General features: G+C 48.9%; 13 protein-coding genes. 8 read left to right on the top strand and 5 right to left on the bottom strand.

All coding sequences use genetic code 11. The features are described 5' to 3' along the window. Positions 1-66 precede the first annotated feature (66 nt). The 5 genes from EXU85_RS06010 (at position 67) to EXU85_RS05990 (ending at position 5,270) form a co-directional block, all read left to right on the top strand. The gene (locus EXU85_RS06010) at positions 67-1,839 is read left to right on the top strand and encodes an FAD-binding protein (protein WP_142771204.1); all 1,773 of its coding nucleotides are present in this window, start codon (positions 67-69) and stop codon (positions 1,837-1,839) included. Between the two features lie 81 nt (positions 1,840-1,920). Next, entirely contained in the window at positions 1,921-2,775 is an 855-nt protein-coding gene (locus EXU85_RS06005; RefSeq protein ID WP_142771203.1) for a class I SAM-dependent methyltransferase, read from the top strand. Positions 2,776-2,820: 45 nt separating this feature from the next. Further along, positions 2,821-3,411 (top strand): hypothetical protein, encoded by a 591-nt coding sequence (locus tag EXU85_RS06000; protein ID WP_142771202.1) that lies wholly within the window; start codon positions 2,821-2,823, stop codon positions 3,409-3,411. Between the two features lie 127 nt (positions 3,412-3,538). Next, positions 3,539-4,600: a hypothetical protein gene (locus EXU85_RS05995; protein WP_142771201.1), complete on the top strand. Its 1,062-nt coding sequence runs from the start codon at positions 3,539-3,541 to the stop codon at positions 4,598-4,600. A 121-nt stretch (positions 4,601-4,721) separates the two neighbouring features. Further along, entirely contained in the window at positions 4,722-5,270 is a 549-nt protein-coding gene (locus EXU85_RS05990) for a DUF4136 domain-containing protein (protein ID WP_142771200.1), read from the top strand. Between the two features lie 56 nt (positions 5,271-5,326). On the opposite strand, the gene EXU85_RS05985 is transcribed toward EXU85_RS05990, so the two are convergent. Together EXU85_RS05985 and EXU85_RS05980 are read right to left on the bottom strand one after the other, a co-directional pair. After that, the gene (locus EXU85_RS05985) at positions 5,327-5,758 is read right to left on the bottom strand and encodes a PIN domain-containing protein (RefSeq protein ID WP_142771199.1); all 432 of its coding nucleotides are present in this window, start codon (positions 5,756-5,758) and stop codon (positions 5,327-5,329) included. 7 nt (positions 5,759-5,765) lie between these two features. After that, positions 5,766-6,005, bottom strand: a complete 240-nt coding sequence (locus EXU85_RS05980; protein ID WP_142771198.1) for a hypothetical protein — start codon at positions 6,003-6,005, stop codon at positions 5,766-5,768. Between the two features lie 393 nt (positions 6,006-6,398). Here EXU85_RS05980 and EXU85_RS05975 point away from each other — a divergent pair, with 393 nt between their 5' ends. After that, the gene (locus tag EXU85_RS05975; protein WP_142771197.1) at positions 6,399-7,868 is read left to right on the top strand and encodes an amidohydrolase; all 1,470 of its coding nucleotides are present in this window, start codon (positions 6,399-6,401) and stop codon (positions 7,866-7,868) included. 187 nt (positions 7,869-8,055) lie between these two features. Here the strand turns inward: EXU85_RS05975 and EXU85_RS36115 are convergent, their stop codons facing one another. Beyond that, positions 8,056-8,232, bottom strand: coding sequence for a DUF559 domain-containing protein (locus EXU85_RS36115; protein ID WP_210422445.1), 177 nt, complete (start codon positions 8,230-8,232; stop codon positions 8,056-8,058). 31 nt (positions 8,233-8,263) lie between these two features. Beyond that, a complete protein-coding gene (locus EXU85_RS36110) occupies positions 8,264-8,371 on the bottom strand; it encodes a DUF559 domain-containing protein (protein ID WP_371732040.1) in 108 nt (35 codons plus the stop codon). Positions 8,372-8,754: 383 nt separating this feature from the next. Between EXU85_RS36110 and aspS the strand changes: the two genes are divergently transcribed. Then, positions 8,755-10,524: an aspartate--tRNA ligase gene (aspS, locus tag EXU85_RS05965; RefSeq protein WP_142771196.1), complete on the top strand. Its 1,770-nt coding sequence runs from the start codon at positions 8,755-8,757 to the stop codon at positions 10,522-10,524. Positions 10,525-10,615: 91 nt separating this feature from the next. On the opposite strand, the gene EXU85_RS05960 is transcribed toward aspS, so the two are convergent. Continuing rightward, positions 10,616-12,163 (bottom strand): sulfatase, encoded by a 1,548-nt coding sequence (locus tag EXU85_RS05960; protein WP_142771195.1) that lies wholly within the window; start codon positions 12,161-12,163, stop codon positions 10,616-10,618. Positions 12,164-12,713: 550 nt separating this feature from the next. Between EXU85_RS05960 and EXU85_RS05955 the strand changes: the two genes are divergently transcribed. Then, a complete protein-coding gene (locus EXU85_RS05955) occupies positions 12,714-15,206 on the top strand; it encodes a CotH kinase family protein (protein WP_142771194.1) in 2,493 nt (830 codons plus the stop codon). Positions 15,207-15,229 lie beyond the last annotated feature (23 nt).

Genomic DNA, 15,229 nt, shown 5'->3' with positions numbered 1-15,229 from the left:
CTTACAATAAGAGGTTCCCTTGTTAATCAGCCAGATACCCAATGCTCCGTTATCTTTGTTAGACCTATGCGTTTAAAAGATAAACTTCCCCTTAGCTATCTTCTGTTCACAACCCGGGGCCGTATTCATCGGGCAACGTACTGGCTCGTCTCGATATTCATCTGGAGTACATTTTACGTGCTTCATACCGTCTTACACGATTTCGTTAGTGAAGGCGCAACGTACGTTCTCTATCCGCTTCTACTTGGATCATTACTTGCTACTGCTAACAAACGATTACACGATACCAACCATTCGGGCTATTGGCTACTGGCCATCCTGGTTCCGGTATTGGGGCCGCTCTGGCTCATTTATCTGTTGGGTTTTAAACGGGGCGATAAGCAGCAAAACCCGTTTGGCACTGTACCCGATGAAGCTGCCGATTATTTCAAAAACGATAACGGACAACCGGTTCTGCACAGCGCTCCTGAACGAATCATCAACGACGTAACCCAGTTGAACCCAGTTGTGGTAGCCGATGTGTTCCGCCCAAAGTCAGTAGCTGAATTACAGGAGCGGCTTCGCAGCAGTTCAGGACCTATTTCTGTAGGTGGCGGTCGGTTCAGTATGGGTGGGCAAACGGCCAGTCCGGGTAGTCTACATATCGACATGAGGGAGTTGAATCAGGTAATCCAGTTCTCGAAAGACGAGCGCCGAATTAACGTTCAGGCTGGAATTCGCTGGTGCGATATTCAGCGATTTGTCGACCCCCACGACCTCAGTATCAAGATCATGCAGACCTACGCCAATTTTACGGTTGGTGGCGCACTCAGTGTAAACTGTCATGGGCGTTACATGGGGCACGGGCCGCTAATCTTATCCGTTCGCGCTATTGAGCTTGTGCTGGCCGATGGATCGCTGGTTCGGGCTAGCCGTACCGAAAATCCGGATATGTTTTTCGGTGCCATCGGAGGGTATAATGGTCTGGGTATTATCGTCTCGGCAGAACTGGATCTGGAAGAGAATCTGGCTGTTCGGCGGGAATACCATAAGCTATCCCGGTCGGATTATCGCACTTATTTTGCCGATACCATCCGCGACAATCCCGAAGCGGTTTTCCATAACGGCGATATGTACCCGCCTGCGTACACAAATATGCGGGCTGTTACCTGGGTAAAAACTAGGGAGCAGCCAACCGTTAAAACCCGGCTCATGCCACTTCGGGAATCGTATCCGCTGGAACGGTATTTTATGTGGGCATTTACCGAAACGGCGGCTGGTAAATGGCGTCGGGAGCATATCGTAGATCCGCTGCTTTACCTCTCTACTCCCATTCACTGGCGCAACTACGAAGCGGGCTACGACGTGGCCGAACTCGAACCGCGCTCCCGCGAAAAACGTACTTATGTCTTGCAGGAATATTTCGTACCTGTTCGCCACTTCGACGATTTCGCGGTAAAGATGAGCGAGATTTTCAACCGCTATCAGGTCAATGTGCTCAACGTGTCGGTCCGGCACGCCCTGCCCGATTCAGGCTCCTATCTGGCCTGGGCACGCGAAGAAGTCTTTGCGTTTGTGGTGTATTACAAACAACGCACGAACGAGGTGGCCAAAAACGCCGTGGCTATCTGGACTCGTGAACTGATCGACGCGGCTCTATCCGTTGGAGGAGCGTACTACCTCCCCTACCAGGCGCATGCTACCTGGGAGCAGTTTCACCGAGCCTATCCAAATGCGAGAAAGCTATTTGCACTAAAGAAAAACCTGGACCCTGATTTCCGGTTTCATAATGTGTTTTGGGATACGTATTATCAACCAGAGGGGGCTTTAACACAGAGATACAGAGGAAAAACAGAGTAGCACGGAGATTTCTATTGTCCTCTGTGTATCTCTGTCCTTCCTCCGTTCTCTCTGTGTTTCACCTTTTTCAATTAACAACTCATGGCTACTTCCGAATTTCATGCCGTTTTCGATCAGACGAAACCACGCGATGCGTTTTATCGCTTCCTGCAAGTTGTTTTTCACCTCTACCCCGAAGATAAATTTCACCATCTGATTGGGGAAGTGACGAAAACCCAAACGTCGGACGAAACCATTTACAAAACCATTCAGAATCGTCTGCCCAGCATTAAGCCGTTTCTGTCGGAATTGACGTACGCGCTGCCTGCCCTCAAGGTCCAGAAAAAGGAAATGACCCGGCAAATGCTGGAGTTACTCCCCAAAGGCGCACAGGTGAATGGCTATGCAGAAATTGGCTCACCAGGCCGGTACATCAGCGATTTGCGAAAACACCTGCCGATCAGCGGCCCTATTTATCTGATCAATGATGTAGCGCCAACGTTCAGCCCCGCCGATATTATGGAACGCGGCCAGTTGACCAAGCTGGGTACCTTCGTTGAATCGCATAATTTTGAGCCAATTAGCCCTAGCGCCATCCCCGACGAAAGCGTTGATCTGGTGACCTGTCTGATAGGCCTTCACCACACCCGGCCCGAAAAGATAACCGATTTTATTGCCTCAATCCGGCGAATTTTGCGTCCCGGCGGCTGGTTCATTCTGCGCGACCACGACGTAAAAACGCCCGATATGGCTACGTTTGTATCGCTGGTACACACGGTCTTTAACCTGGGTCTAAATATTACCTGGGAGGTTGACAAAGAAGATTATAAGGATTTCAAACCTATTGACGAGTGGAGTAAACTGATCACTAAAATTGGCTTTACAGATGCCGGGAAGCGATTGTTGCAGGCCAATGATCCTTCCGATAATACAATGGCCCTATTCACGAAAAGTTGAGAAGCGTGGGTGGAAACCCGGTGAATCAAAAATCAACTAGTCTACATGAAACTACTTCACCTCCTCGCTCTGCTAACTCTTTTCAGTTGTTCAGACAAGGACAAAGCCCAGCAAACCAACGTAGCGCGCTCCACAAAAACGACAACCGACACAATGGAGCCGCCCGTAGCTTTATCCGACGACAAGCCTATTTCCACAAAAGCTGCCCCTGCGGGTGCAGTTACCTGGACTTATGCGAAGACGACCGATAAAGAAGGGCATTCCGTCTATAAAGCGTCGATTACCTCACCTAAACTACTTGAATTTGGCTTTCCTTACGCGGGTGGCTCAATCGCTACTCTGACGATTCGGAAGCGGGAAAGTGGTACGCATGTGTATATACAGGTGTCCAAAGGGCAGTTTAACCGAAGTTTTCAGGAAGGCAAAGCCCATGTCCGTTTTGATGAAAACCCCGCTATCACGTACTCGTTTTCAGCCGCCGAAAACGGAAGCGCGAACATCATATTTTTTGATTCCGACCAGGCATTGATCAATAAGATGAAAGCAGCCCGCAACATGACGGTCGACGTAGATTTTGCGGGACAGGGCAAGCGGCTAATCGAGTTCCAAACGGCTGGCCTGGTTTGGAATCATTAACAAATCGTCATTTGATGGTCATTCTTTGTCATTGATCGTCATTGACTGATAAAGCAACAACTGACAAAGAATGACCATCAAATGACAATAAATGACTATGCTGCGGCTACCGGTTCTAACAATCATCATGGTTGTACTCGCCCTTGTTCTGTTCTTCCGTAAAGGACGTCAAGCGTTAACAACACCCGCCGGAAAAGGCTGCGTGGTGCCAAAGGCATGGCTGGTTAGCAACGCGCATCCGGTTACACCAGTTGAACACATCCGGCCTGCGGATCAGACGTTCCTAACCTATCCCGAATGGTTTCTGGTACATAGCCCCGCCGAAATCGCCGATTACGCCCATGTGCGTACTACCACGACTTTCCCGTACATGAGCCATGTCAGGCAACTCTGGCAGAGTTATGGCATTGTGTATGATCAGATAAAGGGGAGTTTTGCCTTCAACACCGGCTACCATATCATGATCTGGGTCATCGGTGTGAGCACTACTGTTGAATATACCTTGAAGGCGCTTTATGAAACGGTTATTGGGCGACTTACCAATCCGGCTAACGGAGCCGTCGTCACCGACGAAGACAACTTTAACGCCCAATTTTCACAGGATTACGTCGACTTCATCCGTGTCTTGCCCTGGTACGAATTCGATTTCAAATCCCGGATTCCCCAATTGCTTGGTGGTACGTCGTTTTGGGGGCCGCACTTCATCCGCAAATGCGAATGCAAGTACCTATTGCTGACCGAATTACTGGTAAAAGCGGGTTACGGCTACCTCATCAAACTCGGCACCAAAGCCTCCTATGAGGAAGCCCTGCTAACCACCGCCGTTATTATAGACAAGGTTCCCCCTGCCCCAAGCCCCGTGCCCCCTGCCAAAACCTACCCCGATGGCTCGGCCTTATTGCTGCTGCCCCGGTATGAAGCGTTTCATCCGGCGGTGTCGGCATTGGTCAGTCAGGGTGTAACGTTTCGCGAGATAGCCGGGAATAATTCGGCCATTTTACTAACGGTACTCGCTCCCGAAACCTGGCAACCTGTCTCCCCTAATCTGCAATTGGTATTCACGCAACCGATCGTTACCAAACCCGGCCTGAAGCGGGTTGCGCTGGTAACGACAGTGGGCTCATTAGATAAAACCATCCGGTATGTGAACGAGCAAAAGGTGAAAATTGAGCATGTTTATGATTATTGAGAAGTCAGCCTAATTCTTTACTTCTTATCATTTAACAACCTTTTAATTAACCGACCTGGCCTGTGTTCGTTATTGATACCAAACAGGTGTAAACCTTGTATCAATTTAATTCAACACAGTTATGAAACGGTTATTTTTAGGTGCCGCATTGATGCTAGCCGCCAGCCTGACTCAGGCACAAAACGTTACGATAGACAGCGAAATCAGACCCAATACTGACTTTAGTCACTTTAAAAGTTACGCCTGGGCTACGCAACCCGATACCAAGCAAGAATATGCCAGGAACAGTCCGGTCATTAAAAAACAGATACGGGATGCCATTGGCAATGCGATGGACGGTCGGGGCTATACGTTGGCTCGTCAATCGCCCGACCTGATTGTCAATGTCCGCGTGTTCGACCAGCCTACAACGATTAAGGGGTACACAGGTTCAGACACCGACAATGTCACTCCTGGTGCAGTCCAGAGTCTGGGAAAAGAAAAGGACATTAATATTCAGGCGGGCACCATTCTGGTCAACCTCGTCGACACCCAAACCGACCAATCTGTCTGGCAAGGGCTGGCTTCAGGGCTAACATCGACAAACGGGCTGGATCGTCAGGAAGGCAAAATCCGGGAAGCCGTCAACCTGATTTTCAACCAATATCCCTACCGGGCTGATAAGTTTTAGTTACTTTGTAGCAATAGCAGGGGCGCGTCATTCGGGAGAGTGGCGCGCCCCTGCTATTATTTCAATTCAACTTCATCGACTTTCAAAATTGTCACCTTCAAAGTAGTCAACGATTTGATGATGTCGAACTGTTTTCGATTGTAGGTGATGATTTCAGCGCAACCTTGCGACTCAGCCAGGGCCGTGTGCAAGCAGTCATTAATACTACTAAATCCTGTTCTGGTCGCCAACTGCATGGCTCGTTCAAAATGGCTAAGATTGTAGTTAACAGGCGATATACTCCTTAAGATATTCATAGCCTCTTCAACTAGTGGAGCGGGTTGATTGAACTTGCCCATTGTATGTGCTAACTCCTGCATCGACAGTTGAGATACATAAAACTGACCATCGGTCATGGCCTGTCCCACAATTACTTTTGACTGCTGATGTTGAACTGGAGCATAGGCAACGAAATAATGAACGAGAACGTCCGTGTCAAAATAAATCATTCGTTCGTCATTCGTTAACCTCGTCAATCAAATCGTTTATGTCCATGCCGGGTTGTAACGTAACCGGAACCTGTTCTGTCAGCAACCGGAGTGCTTCCATGCGTTTTAGCAGAGATTGTTGCTCAACTGCCTCACTGGCAACTTCTTCTACACGAACCCGAATGGTTTTACCAGCAAAAAAGCTGGTTAATCGTTCAGCAAACTGTAACCGGTCTTCTTGGGCATCTAATACAAACGTTGCTTCCATAGCCATATGTGGTTGACTGCTGGTAAGATAACGAAATTTCGACTTGCTTTGTGCGAGTTAGCCATCAGCCTGTTTCTGTAAAACACTTCTGAACTAATCTGTGTAACAAAATGGATCGTCAGGAAGGTAAAATTCGGGAAGCGGTCAACCTGATTTTCAACAAATATCCCTACCGGGCCGATAAGTTTTAAGTGTGTAGTAAAGGCGCGTCACTCTTCCGAATGACGCGCTTTTGCTGTTTGTACTATCCTGATTAAGATTGGTCAAACGTAGGTAACATCGTTCAGAGTATTATTAATTGAGTAAATATAACATTGCTGCGACAGAATTGCCGGGTTCCTCTTTTTGCCGTATTTTTATCGGCTTATACTCCAATTACCAGAATACAATCTCATGAAAAAACAATTCCTCGCAATTATCTTACTTGCCCCCATGCTCGCGGTTGCCCAGCCGAAAGCCAAGAAAGCCGTAGTGCCTACAGTGGATTCTGACAAGAAAACCATCATTGCCAATCTGGATAGCCGCTTTCAGGAATACGCTGGCATTTCGAAGCAAATCTGGAATTTTGCCGAACTGGGTTATCAGGAAGAGAAGAGTTCAGCCCTGCTGGAAGAGCAACTAAAGAAAGAGGGCTTCGACGTGCAAACGGGCGTGGCCGGTATTCCCACCGCCTTTGTTGCTACGTATGGGTCAGGCAAACCCGTTATCGGAATTCTGGGTGAGTATGATGCCCTACCTGGTCTGGCTACCGAAGCCAAGCCCGAATTTACCCCAATCGCGGGTCAGAAAGGCGGCCACGGTTGCGGACACAACCTCTTCGGTACGGCGTCGATGGCAGCTGCGGTACAGGTGAAAGACTGGCTCAAAAAATCAGGGCACGCCGGAACGATCAAAATTTACGGTTGCCCCGCCGAAGAAGGCGGTTCGGCCAAGGTATATATGGTTCGTGAAGGGTTATTTAAGGATGTGGACGTTGTTTTGCACTGGCACCCCGGCGCTCAGAATGCCGCCGATGCGGGTACATCGCTGGCCAACAAAAACGCAAAATTCCGCTTTAAGGGAATTGCTGCTCACGCGGCTGCCTCGCCCGAACGGGGTCGGTCGGCGCTGGACGGCGTTGAAGCGATGGACTATATGGTCAACATGATGCGTGAGCACATCCCATCCGATACCCGTATTCACTACGTCATCACCAAAGGGGGCGAAGCACCAAACGTAGTTCCCGCCAATGCCGAAGTGTATTACTACGTTCGGAACAAAGATCGGGCGGTGGTACAAAGCGTCTGGAAACGGATTGAAAATGCAGCCGAAGGTGCTGCTAAAGGAACCGGAACGCAGGTAACCTGGGAAGTTCTGGGGGGTGTGTATGATATCTTGCCCAACGTAACCCTGGCCGAGGTGATGCACCAGAATCTGCAAACGGTTGGCGGGGTGAACTATACGCCCGAAGAAACAGCCTTCGCTAAAAAAATCAGCGAGACCTTCGGTGAGCAGAAAGTGCCCATCGAAAATGCGGCCAAAGTGAAAGATTTCCGCGATGCCTCCGAAAGCGCAACCAGCGGTGGCTCTACCGACGTGGGCGATGTAAGCTGGGCTGTACCCACCGTTGGCCTGTCGACCGCAACCTGGGTACCGGGCTCATCGGCCCATAGCTGGCAGTCGACAGCCGCCAGTGGTATGACCATTGGGCAGAAAGGCATGATCGTAGCCGCCAAAACGCTGGCCATGACTGCCCTGGATCTATACAAAACGCCAACGCTCATCGAGAAAGCGCGAGAAGAATGGGTAAAGAAAATTGGCCCCGACTTCAAATACGAAGCGCTGCTCGGCGATCGGAAACCAGCATTGGATTACCGGAAATAATCAATTTATCCCAAAATGGCAGGCTGTTAATTTGTGAATCCCCTTCCTTTAATCAGCTCCTTTCTTAAGCTTGCCTTTACCCCCCAGCCCCCTAAAGGGGGAGAAAATCCACTTCGGAACACTCCCCCTTTAGGGGGCTGGGGGGTAAACAGATCAGAACTTAATAACTCTGCCATTCAGTGGTAAATTACACGGATAAAAGCTCTGTAATTTTTCTTAACACTGTATCCCGGCTTTGCATAGCTTCTTCATTTCTGAAGTGAACTACTGTAAGACCGAATTCGTCAAGTATATACGTTCGGTTCATATCATATTCCTGTTGCTCAATCGAGTCGTGTATGCTTCCATCAAGTTCTATTACCAACCGGGCAGCGTGGCACCGCGACGGCGAACCGTTAGAAGTCAGCGATAAAATACCCGATTGGATGTTGCGCTTTGAAACGAAAACCTCTAACCCTGTTAGCTCGTAGACTTTCCCAGAGTGCAAGCTCCGCAGGTGTCATTGCTTCCCGAAGTTTTTTTGCATTCTCAAACAGTTGGGGAGAGGCTCCATAAAACATATCACTTGCCATCTGGACTTATACTTTAGCGTGTTAGTTTTAAAGACGTAATGAGTAATTTTAGTCACCTCTTGGCCTAAAAACCCCTAAATCCCCTGAAGGGGACTTTATCCGCAAATGAGCTAAGTCCCCTTCAGGGGATTTAGGGGTTTTAGATGATTCTTAAAAAGTAAGTGGCAATCGTATGTTAGAGAGATTACCTTGCCCTTTGCGGTCGGAGTCCGTACCTTTGCGGCAAGTTCGCAATGAGCGGATTAGTGAATGAGCGAATAACACTTGCGCCAGCTATTCACTCATTCGCTCATTCACTAATTCGCTCATTAAACATGCTCCGAACGCACACTTGCGGGGAACTCCGCCTTTCTAACGATAATCAAACAGCTACACTGGCTGGCTGGGTGCAGACCATCCGCGATAAAGGCGGTGTTCTGTGGATCGACCTCCGCGACCGCTATGGTATTACGCAGCTTCTGCTCGAAGATGGTCAGACTGCGCCTGAACTGTTCACTATTGCCCGCTCCCTGGGCCGCGAATTTGTCCTGCAAGCGACCGGGACAGTTATTGAACGGAAATCCAAAAATCCGAATATCCCAACCGGCGAGGTTGAGCTGAAAGTAACGTCGCTGGAGGTATTGAACCCGGCCAAGTTGCCCCCCTTCCTGATTGAAGATGCTACCGACGGGGGCGACGATCTTCGCATGAAATACCGTTACCTTGACCTTCGCCGGAATCCTGTTCGGAAGAGTCTGGAACTGCGCCACCGCATGGCCCAGCAAACGCGGGTGTACATGGATGGGCAGGACTTTATTGAGGTCGAAACACCGGTCCTGATCAAATCCACACCCGAAGGTGCACGTGACTTTGTGGTACCCAGCCGCATGAATCCGGGCGAATTTTACGCCCTGCCCCAATCACCCCAGACGTTTAAGCAACTCTTGATGGTATCGGGCTTTGACCGGTATTATCAGATTGTGAAATGCTTCCGCGACGAAGATCTTCGTGCCGACCGTCAGCCTGAGTTTACCCAAATCGACTGCGAAATGTCGTTTGTGGAGCAGGAAGATATTCTGAACATGTTCGAGGGGCTGGTGCGGCATTTGTTTAAAGCCGTGAAGGGCATCGATATGGCCACGGTACCCCGCATGACCTACGCCGATGCGATGAAGTTCTACGGTTCCGACAAGCCCGACACGCGCTTCGGGATGGAATTCGTGGAACTTAAAGGCACCTTCGATACGGTCGACATGACCTCGGGAAAAGGCTTTGGTGTATTCGATTCAGCAGAATTGGTTGTCGGTATTAACGCACCCGGTTGCGCGCACTATACCCGGAAGCAACTGGACGAACTAACGGATTGGATCAAGCGCCCGCAAGTTGGTGCCAAAGGCCTGATCTATGTTCGCTATAACGAAGATGGAACGCTGAAGTCCTCGGTCGACAAGTTTTATTCGGAAGCTGATTTGAAAGCCTGGGCCGCTCATTTCGGTGCCAAACCCGGCGATTTGATGCTGATCATTTCAGGCGAATGCGCCAAAGCACGGAAGCAACTCAGTGAGCTACGCCTGGAAATGGGTACCCGTCTGGGCCTGCGTGACCCGAACGTGTTCAGTACGTTGTGGGTTCTCGACTTCCCCTTACTCGAGTATGGCGAAGAAGAACAACGCTGGTTTGCCATGCACCACCCGTTCACCTCACCCAAACCAGAAGACATTCCATTGCTCGATACTGACTTAGGATCGGTGCGGGCGAATGCCTACGACTTGGTTATCAACGGTACCGAAGTTGGTGGTGGTTCGATCCGGATTTTTAACCGCGATTTGCAGGCCCGGATGTTCAGCATTCTGGGCTTCTCGGACGAAGAAGCCAAAGCGCAGTTCGGCTTCCTGATGGATGCCTTCGAGTTTGGCGCGCCCCCACACGGTGGTATCGCGTTCGGCTTCGACCGGCTGTGTTCGCTCTTCGGTGGTGCCGATTCCATCCGCGATTTCATCGCCTTCCCGAAAAACAACTCCGGCCGCGATGTCATGATCGATTCGCCTTCGGTCATCAGCCAGGCGCAATTGAACGAATTAAAAATCGCGACGGTAGCGAAGTAAAGGGTTTTATTAACCACAGAGGCACAGAGATCACGGAGTTTTATGCTCTGTGATCTCTGTGCCTCTGTGGTTAAATCTATTTGATATGAGATTACTCAAACTCCCACTTACTCACCCACGGGTCGTGGGTTTGTTGCTGGAATCGCTTCAACTTGACCTGCATTCGGGTCAACACGTCCCGATACCGCGGGTTACTGGCCAGATTGTGGATCTCGTCAGGGTCGGTTTCGAGGTCGTATAGTTCAAAGCGCGGGCGGTGCAGGTAAGCATCTACGGTCCGTTTGCCATATAGCTTTTGCTTTGTTTTAAGGATGTCCTGCCAGGTAAACGAGTTGTACAGGTCAAGCGCCATCGGGTACGGCAATGCGTGGGCAATGTTAAAAATCAACTTATAGCGTCGTTCGCGCACGACCCGCATCGGGTAATACATGGTAATCTCATGTAAGGAGTGCGAGGCATACACTTCATCCCAACCGGCCACGCCTTCCTGCTCAATAATAGTCTTAAACGAACGGCCCTGTTTCGGTGCTTTGCCCGTTTCAACTCCGGCAAAGTCCAGGAGCGTTGGCGTTATATCGACCCACGAAATCATGGCATTCTGCACAAAGCCGGGCTTTTTCGGTTTCGGTAGTTTCACGATCAAGGGCAGGTGCATGCCCGGCTCATACAGATTTGTTTTCGAACCGGGGAATGGAGCGCCATTGTCTGACAGGTAAACAATCAGCGTATTGTCGTACTGGCCCGTATCTTTCAGGTACTCGACCAACCGGCCAACGCCCTGATCCAGCCGGCTGACGGCCTCGTAATACTGTGCCAGTTCGGCCCGGCTGGCTTTGGTATCCGACATATACGACGGCACTCGAACGTCGCGAGGCTGGTAGAAATGGTCGCCTACCTGCGGATACCCACCGGGTTTATTTCCAAACAGATTCGGTTTCGAGCCATCGAAAATAGGTGTTCCATCAGACGCTACGGTATTGCTGCGGTGCGGATCATCGGTCGCGAAATACAGAAAGAACGGGCGGGCCGCGTTCGGACGACCTGATTTTTCGGCCAGAAACGAATAGCATTTGCGGGCCATCTCTACCGGACTTCGCCCAATTGACGCGGGGTCATTGACGCCACCGGCCCCAAGCACTTGCTGGAAATGATAAACTTGCTCAGGCGCTACGTGTAATTTTCCAATGCGTGCGGTTCGGTACCCCGCCTGCTCCAACAACACGGGCAGCGACCGCATCGTATCGAACGAACTGAAATGATGCACCTGATGCTCCAGTCCATACATACCATTGGCATGATTATGGAGGCCCGTCAGCAACACCGACCGGCTGGGGCTACAACTAGCCGTAGTACAGAAAGCATTTGAAAATCGGACTCCATCGGCTGCTAATTGGTCAATGTTCGGTGTCCGGATGGTTGGTTTGGGAGCCCCCTTTTCTTCGTAACAGCCAAGAGCTTCTCGGCCGTGATCATCGGAAACGATCAGCACAATATTCGGGCGACTATCAGCCTGTTTTTTATTCCCTTTCGATTCCAGCCCATAAGCATCGTGTTGACGCGCAGGCTCGTTTAGTAGCTGCGAAAGCAGCGAAAGCGCAAGTAGAGAACCCGTTAACCAAGAGCCAAACGTATAATTCATAATAGCTAGGCGAATTCGGTCTCAATACTAGTGTTTTCGGAGCATCTTAGCTAGCTCATGTCCATGAACTCTAGTCAAATCTGCGCAGGACAGACACCGATTATGGTTCAATATCCACCAAAATACACCAGGTGTCAGCCTTGTTGATGGTGTGTTGAGTACCGATCTGGGTACCATTCCCGCAAATAGCACCAATATCATTACCTTCCAAGCCACCCTACTAAAAGCGGTGTTTTCTCCCAGTTGTGTAAATCACATTGAAACTTGGTCTACCCGATGCTTTTCTATCTACCCTGGCAAACTTCAACAAATTAGAGTGCCAATCCCGTAGGAACTATGTCTTAACAGAGATACAATCTATATACTAATTATTATAAAATTATATTAAATAATGACATTTTTAGTCTATTAATAAATCTTAGAACTTAATTAGATACTTACAATTATACTGAATTAGCATGATTTTTGCTTAAGTAAAGTAATTAAAAAAGTACCCTATTTACGATGGCGGATCTATTATTTCTATCCACAAACATAATTTTATTTCATCATGAACTGCAACATTCTATCGAGCTGGCTATGTATCATCACATTAATTAGTTACTTGGGGATCGTCCGAACTACACACGCGCAAACGCTGACAACGACGAATTTGCCTATTGTCATTATCAACACAGAGGGGGGAACAATTACCGATGAGCCGGGTATCGTGTGCAGTATGACCATCATCAATAATGCCAGTGGTATTAATAACGTTGCCGATCCTGCGAACGAATACAATGGGAAAATAAAGGTTGAATACCGCGGCTGTAGCAGCCAAAATTATCCCAAGAAACCATTAGGTATTGAACTACGATCAACAACCGCCGTTACAACCTCCATTGATGTGCCTCTATTTGGCTTTCCCGAAGAAAGTGACTGGGTACTCAACCCTTCTTACATTGACAAGACCTTCATGCGGGATGTAGTAGCCTATCATATGGCCAACGTATCGGGACGTTATGCATCGCGCACAAAATATGTAGAAGTCATCATCAATGGCAGTTATCAGGGCATCTTCATCTTCGAAGAGAAAGTCAAACGTGATCCCGGACGAATAAATATTAACAAGCTGGACCCGACTGACTTAGGTAGCAACTCCATTACCGGCGGTTATGTTGTTAAGATCGATAAAGCCTGTGGCAATTTTGATCCAACCCATCAATGGCAATCAGCTTATTCCAGCCCAGGTGGAACTCAAAAACATTACTGGATGACCGATTACCCAAACGACGCCAATATTGTTTCACAACAATTTACCTACATTAAAACATACATTAACTCCTTCGAAACAATGATGTCCAGCAGTTCATACTGCTCGGGCTACAACAGCTATATAGCCGATAGCACATTCGTTGATTATATGCTGGTTGAGGAACTATCGAGCAATGCCGATGCGTACCGCTTTAGCACGTATTTGGCGAAAGAACGGAATAGCAAAGGAGGGAAATTATCCGTTGGCCCTGTCTGGGACTTTAATCTGGCGTTTGGGTTTCTGACGAGTGCCTTTGATGGCAATGCACAGAGCTATCAGGGCTGGCGCTATACAGCTCCGGGGGATCCTTCCTTTCCAGTACCTTTCTGGTGGGGAAAGTTGTTGGCCTGCCCTGCCTTTGGTACAAACTTTGTCTCGAGATATCAAAAATTGCGCCAAACTGTCTGGAGTACGCCTACGCTGATGGCCTTCATTGATGCACAGTATGCGTTATTGAACCAGGGAGCATTTAGTCGTAACTTTCAGAAATGGCCCATTATTGGTGTATCGACCTGGAACGATTCCCCTTCCTATAACGGAGCTACACTACAAAATGAAATCGACTACCTGAAAACCTGGCTGACGAATCGCCTAGACTGGATGGACAATTCAATCTGTGGATTTAGCGGGACTCCGACTGCTACACTAAGTACCACTCAGTCAGCTCCTATTGAAGAGGGACAATCGGCTCCGCTAACCCTAACATTTACCAATGCATCTCCATGGACCTATACACTGTCAACGGGCCAAAGCGGAACAGCAACAAGCAGTACTGCCATTGTAACCGTAACGCCAACCCAAACGACACCTTACCTTATTCAATCTGTAAAAAATGGCTGTGGCACAGGTACAAGCTCTGGAACAGCCCTTGTTACAGTCTTACCAGCACTGGCCGATTTATCACTTGCACTGTCCAGTAATCAACGGGTAGTGGCTATTGGCGATACTGTTAGCCTGGATTTAGCTCTTTCCAACGCGGGCCCTAAAACAGCCCACTCGATTCAGATCGAAGATCGATTGCCTGCCGGGTTAGCTTTTGTAGGGAGTTCGTTATCAACCATAACGCAGAATAACGATGTCATTACCATAACCACAGACAGTTTAGCCGCGGGTCAAACGGCTCATTTTATTTATAATCTTACCGTAACGAACAACGGTAGCTTTATAAACGCAGCTCAAATAAAATTCAGTAGCCGAACTGACCCCGACAGTCAGCCCAACTCGGGCACCGGTGACGGGCAGGATGACGAAGCCCTAGTTGATCTTCGAACACGCGATACCAATGATCAAATCAGCGTTTCGCCCAATCCCAATCAGACTCCATTACCACCCGTACAGAGTAACCAGCCACTGCCTGATCCTGCCAAAGCAGATTTGAGTTTAGCAATAAGTAGCGATAATCTGGTGATTAATCCCACTCAGTTACTGAGTATTAGCCTTACGGTCAGTAATCGAGGGGGTGCTGCAGCCAGCAACATAACCGTACAAATGCTATTACCAGATGGCTGGCAAGTGACGAATACAGCTGCTTTAACCATCAATGGTCAAACCGTATCAGGTACCATTAGCGCTATTCCGGCCAATAGTTCGGGAACACTCATTTTATCGATCCAACCTACAACTACGGGAACCCTCAAGGCACAAATAGCGAGTGCAACCCCCAACGACTCTGATTCTACACCGAACAACGGCTATATAAATGGCGAGGACGATGAAGCCATTTTAAGTCTTCGAGTTAGTAGCAATTAGGATCAACATAGAAAAGGGCCCTA

The organism is Spirosoma sp. KCTC 42546, from assembly GCF_006965485.1.
Classification (GTDB): domain Bacteria; phylum Bacteroidota; class Bacteroidia; order Cytophagales; family Spirosomataceae; genus Spirosoma.
This window is presented reverse-complemented; position numbering and strand designations above follow the sequence as displayed.

Coding starts and splice junctions, on each gene's coding strand:
- EXU85_RS06010 (WP_142771204.1), top strand. CDS start 67: ATGCGTTTAAAAGATAAACTTCCCCTTAGCTATCTTCTGTTCACAACC.
- EXU85_RS06005 (WP_142771203.1), top strand. CDS start 1,921: ATGGCTACTTCCGAATTTCATGCCGTTTTCGATCAGACGAAACCACGC.
- EXU85_RS06000 (WP_142771202.1), top strand. CDS start 2,821: ATGAAACTACTTCACCTCCTCGCTCTGCTAACTCTTTTCAGTTGTTCA.
- EXU85_RS05995 (WP_142771201.1), top strand. CDS start 3,539: ATGGTTGTACTCGCCCTTGTTCTGTTCTTCCGTAAAGGACGTCAAGCG.
- EXU85_RS05990 (WP_142771200.1), top strand. CDS start 4,722: ATGAAACGGTTATTTTTAGGTGCCGCATTGATGCTAGCCGCCAGCCTG.
- EXU85_RS05985 (WP_142771199.1), bottom strand. CDS start 5,758: ATGATTTATTTTGACACGGACGTTCTCGTTCATTATTTCGTTGCCTAT.
- EXU85_RS05980 (WP_142771198.1), bottom strand. CDS start 6,005: ATGGAAGCAACGTTTGTATTAGATGCCCAAGAAGACCGGTTACAGTTT.
- EXU85_RS05975 (WP_142771197.1), top strand. CDS start 6,399: ATGAAAAAACAATTCCTCGCAATTATCTTACTTGCCCCCATGCTCGCG.
- EXU85_RS36110 (WP_371732040.1), bottom strand. CDS start 8,371: ATGACACCTGCGGAGCTTGCACTCTGGGAAAGTCTACGAGCTAACAGG.
- aspS (WP_142771196.1), top strand. CDS start 8,755: ATGCTCCGAACGCACACTTGCGGGGAACTCCGCCTTTCTAACGATAAT.
- EXU85_RS05960 (WP_142771195.1), bottom strand. CDS start 12,163: ATGAATTATACGTTTGGCTCTTGGTTAACGGGTTCTCTACTTGCGCTT.
- EXU85_RS05955 (WP_142771194.1), top strand. CDS start 12,714: ATGAACTGCAACATTCTATCGAGCTGGCTATGTATCATCACATTAATT.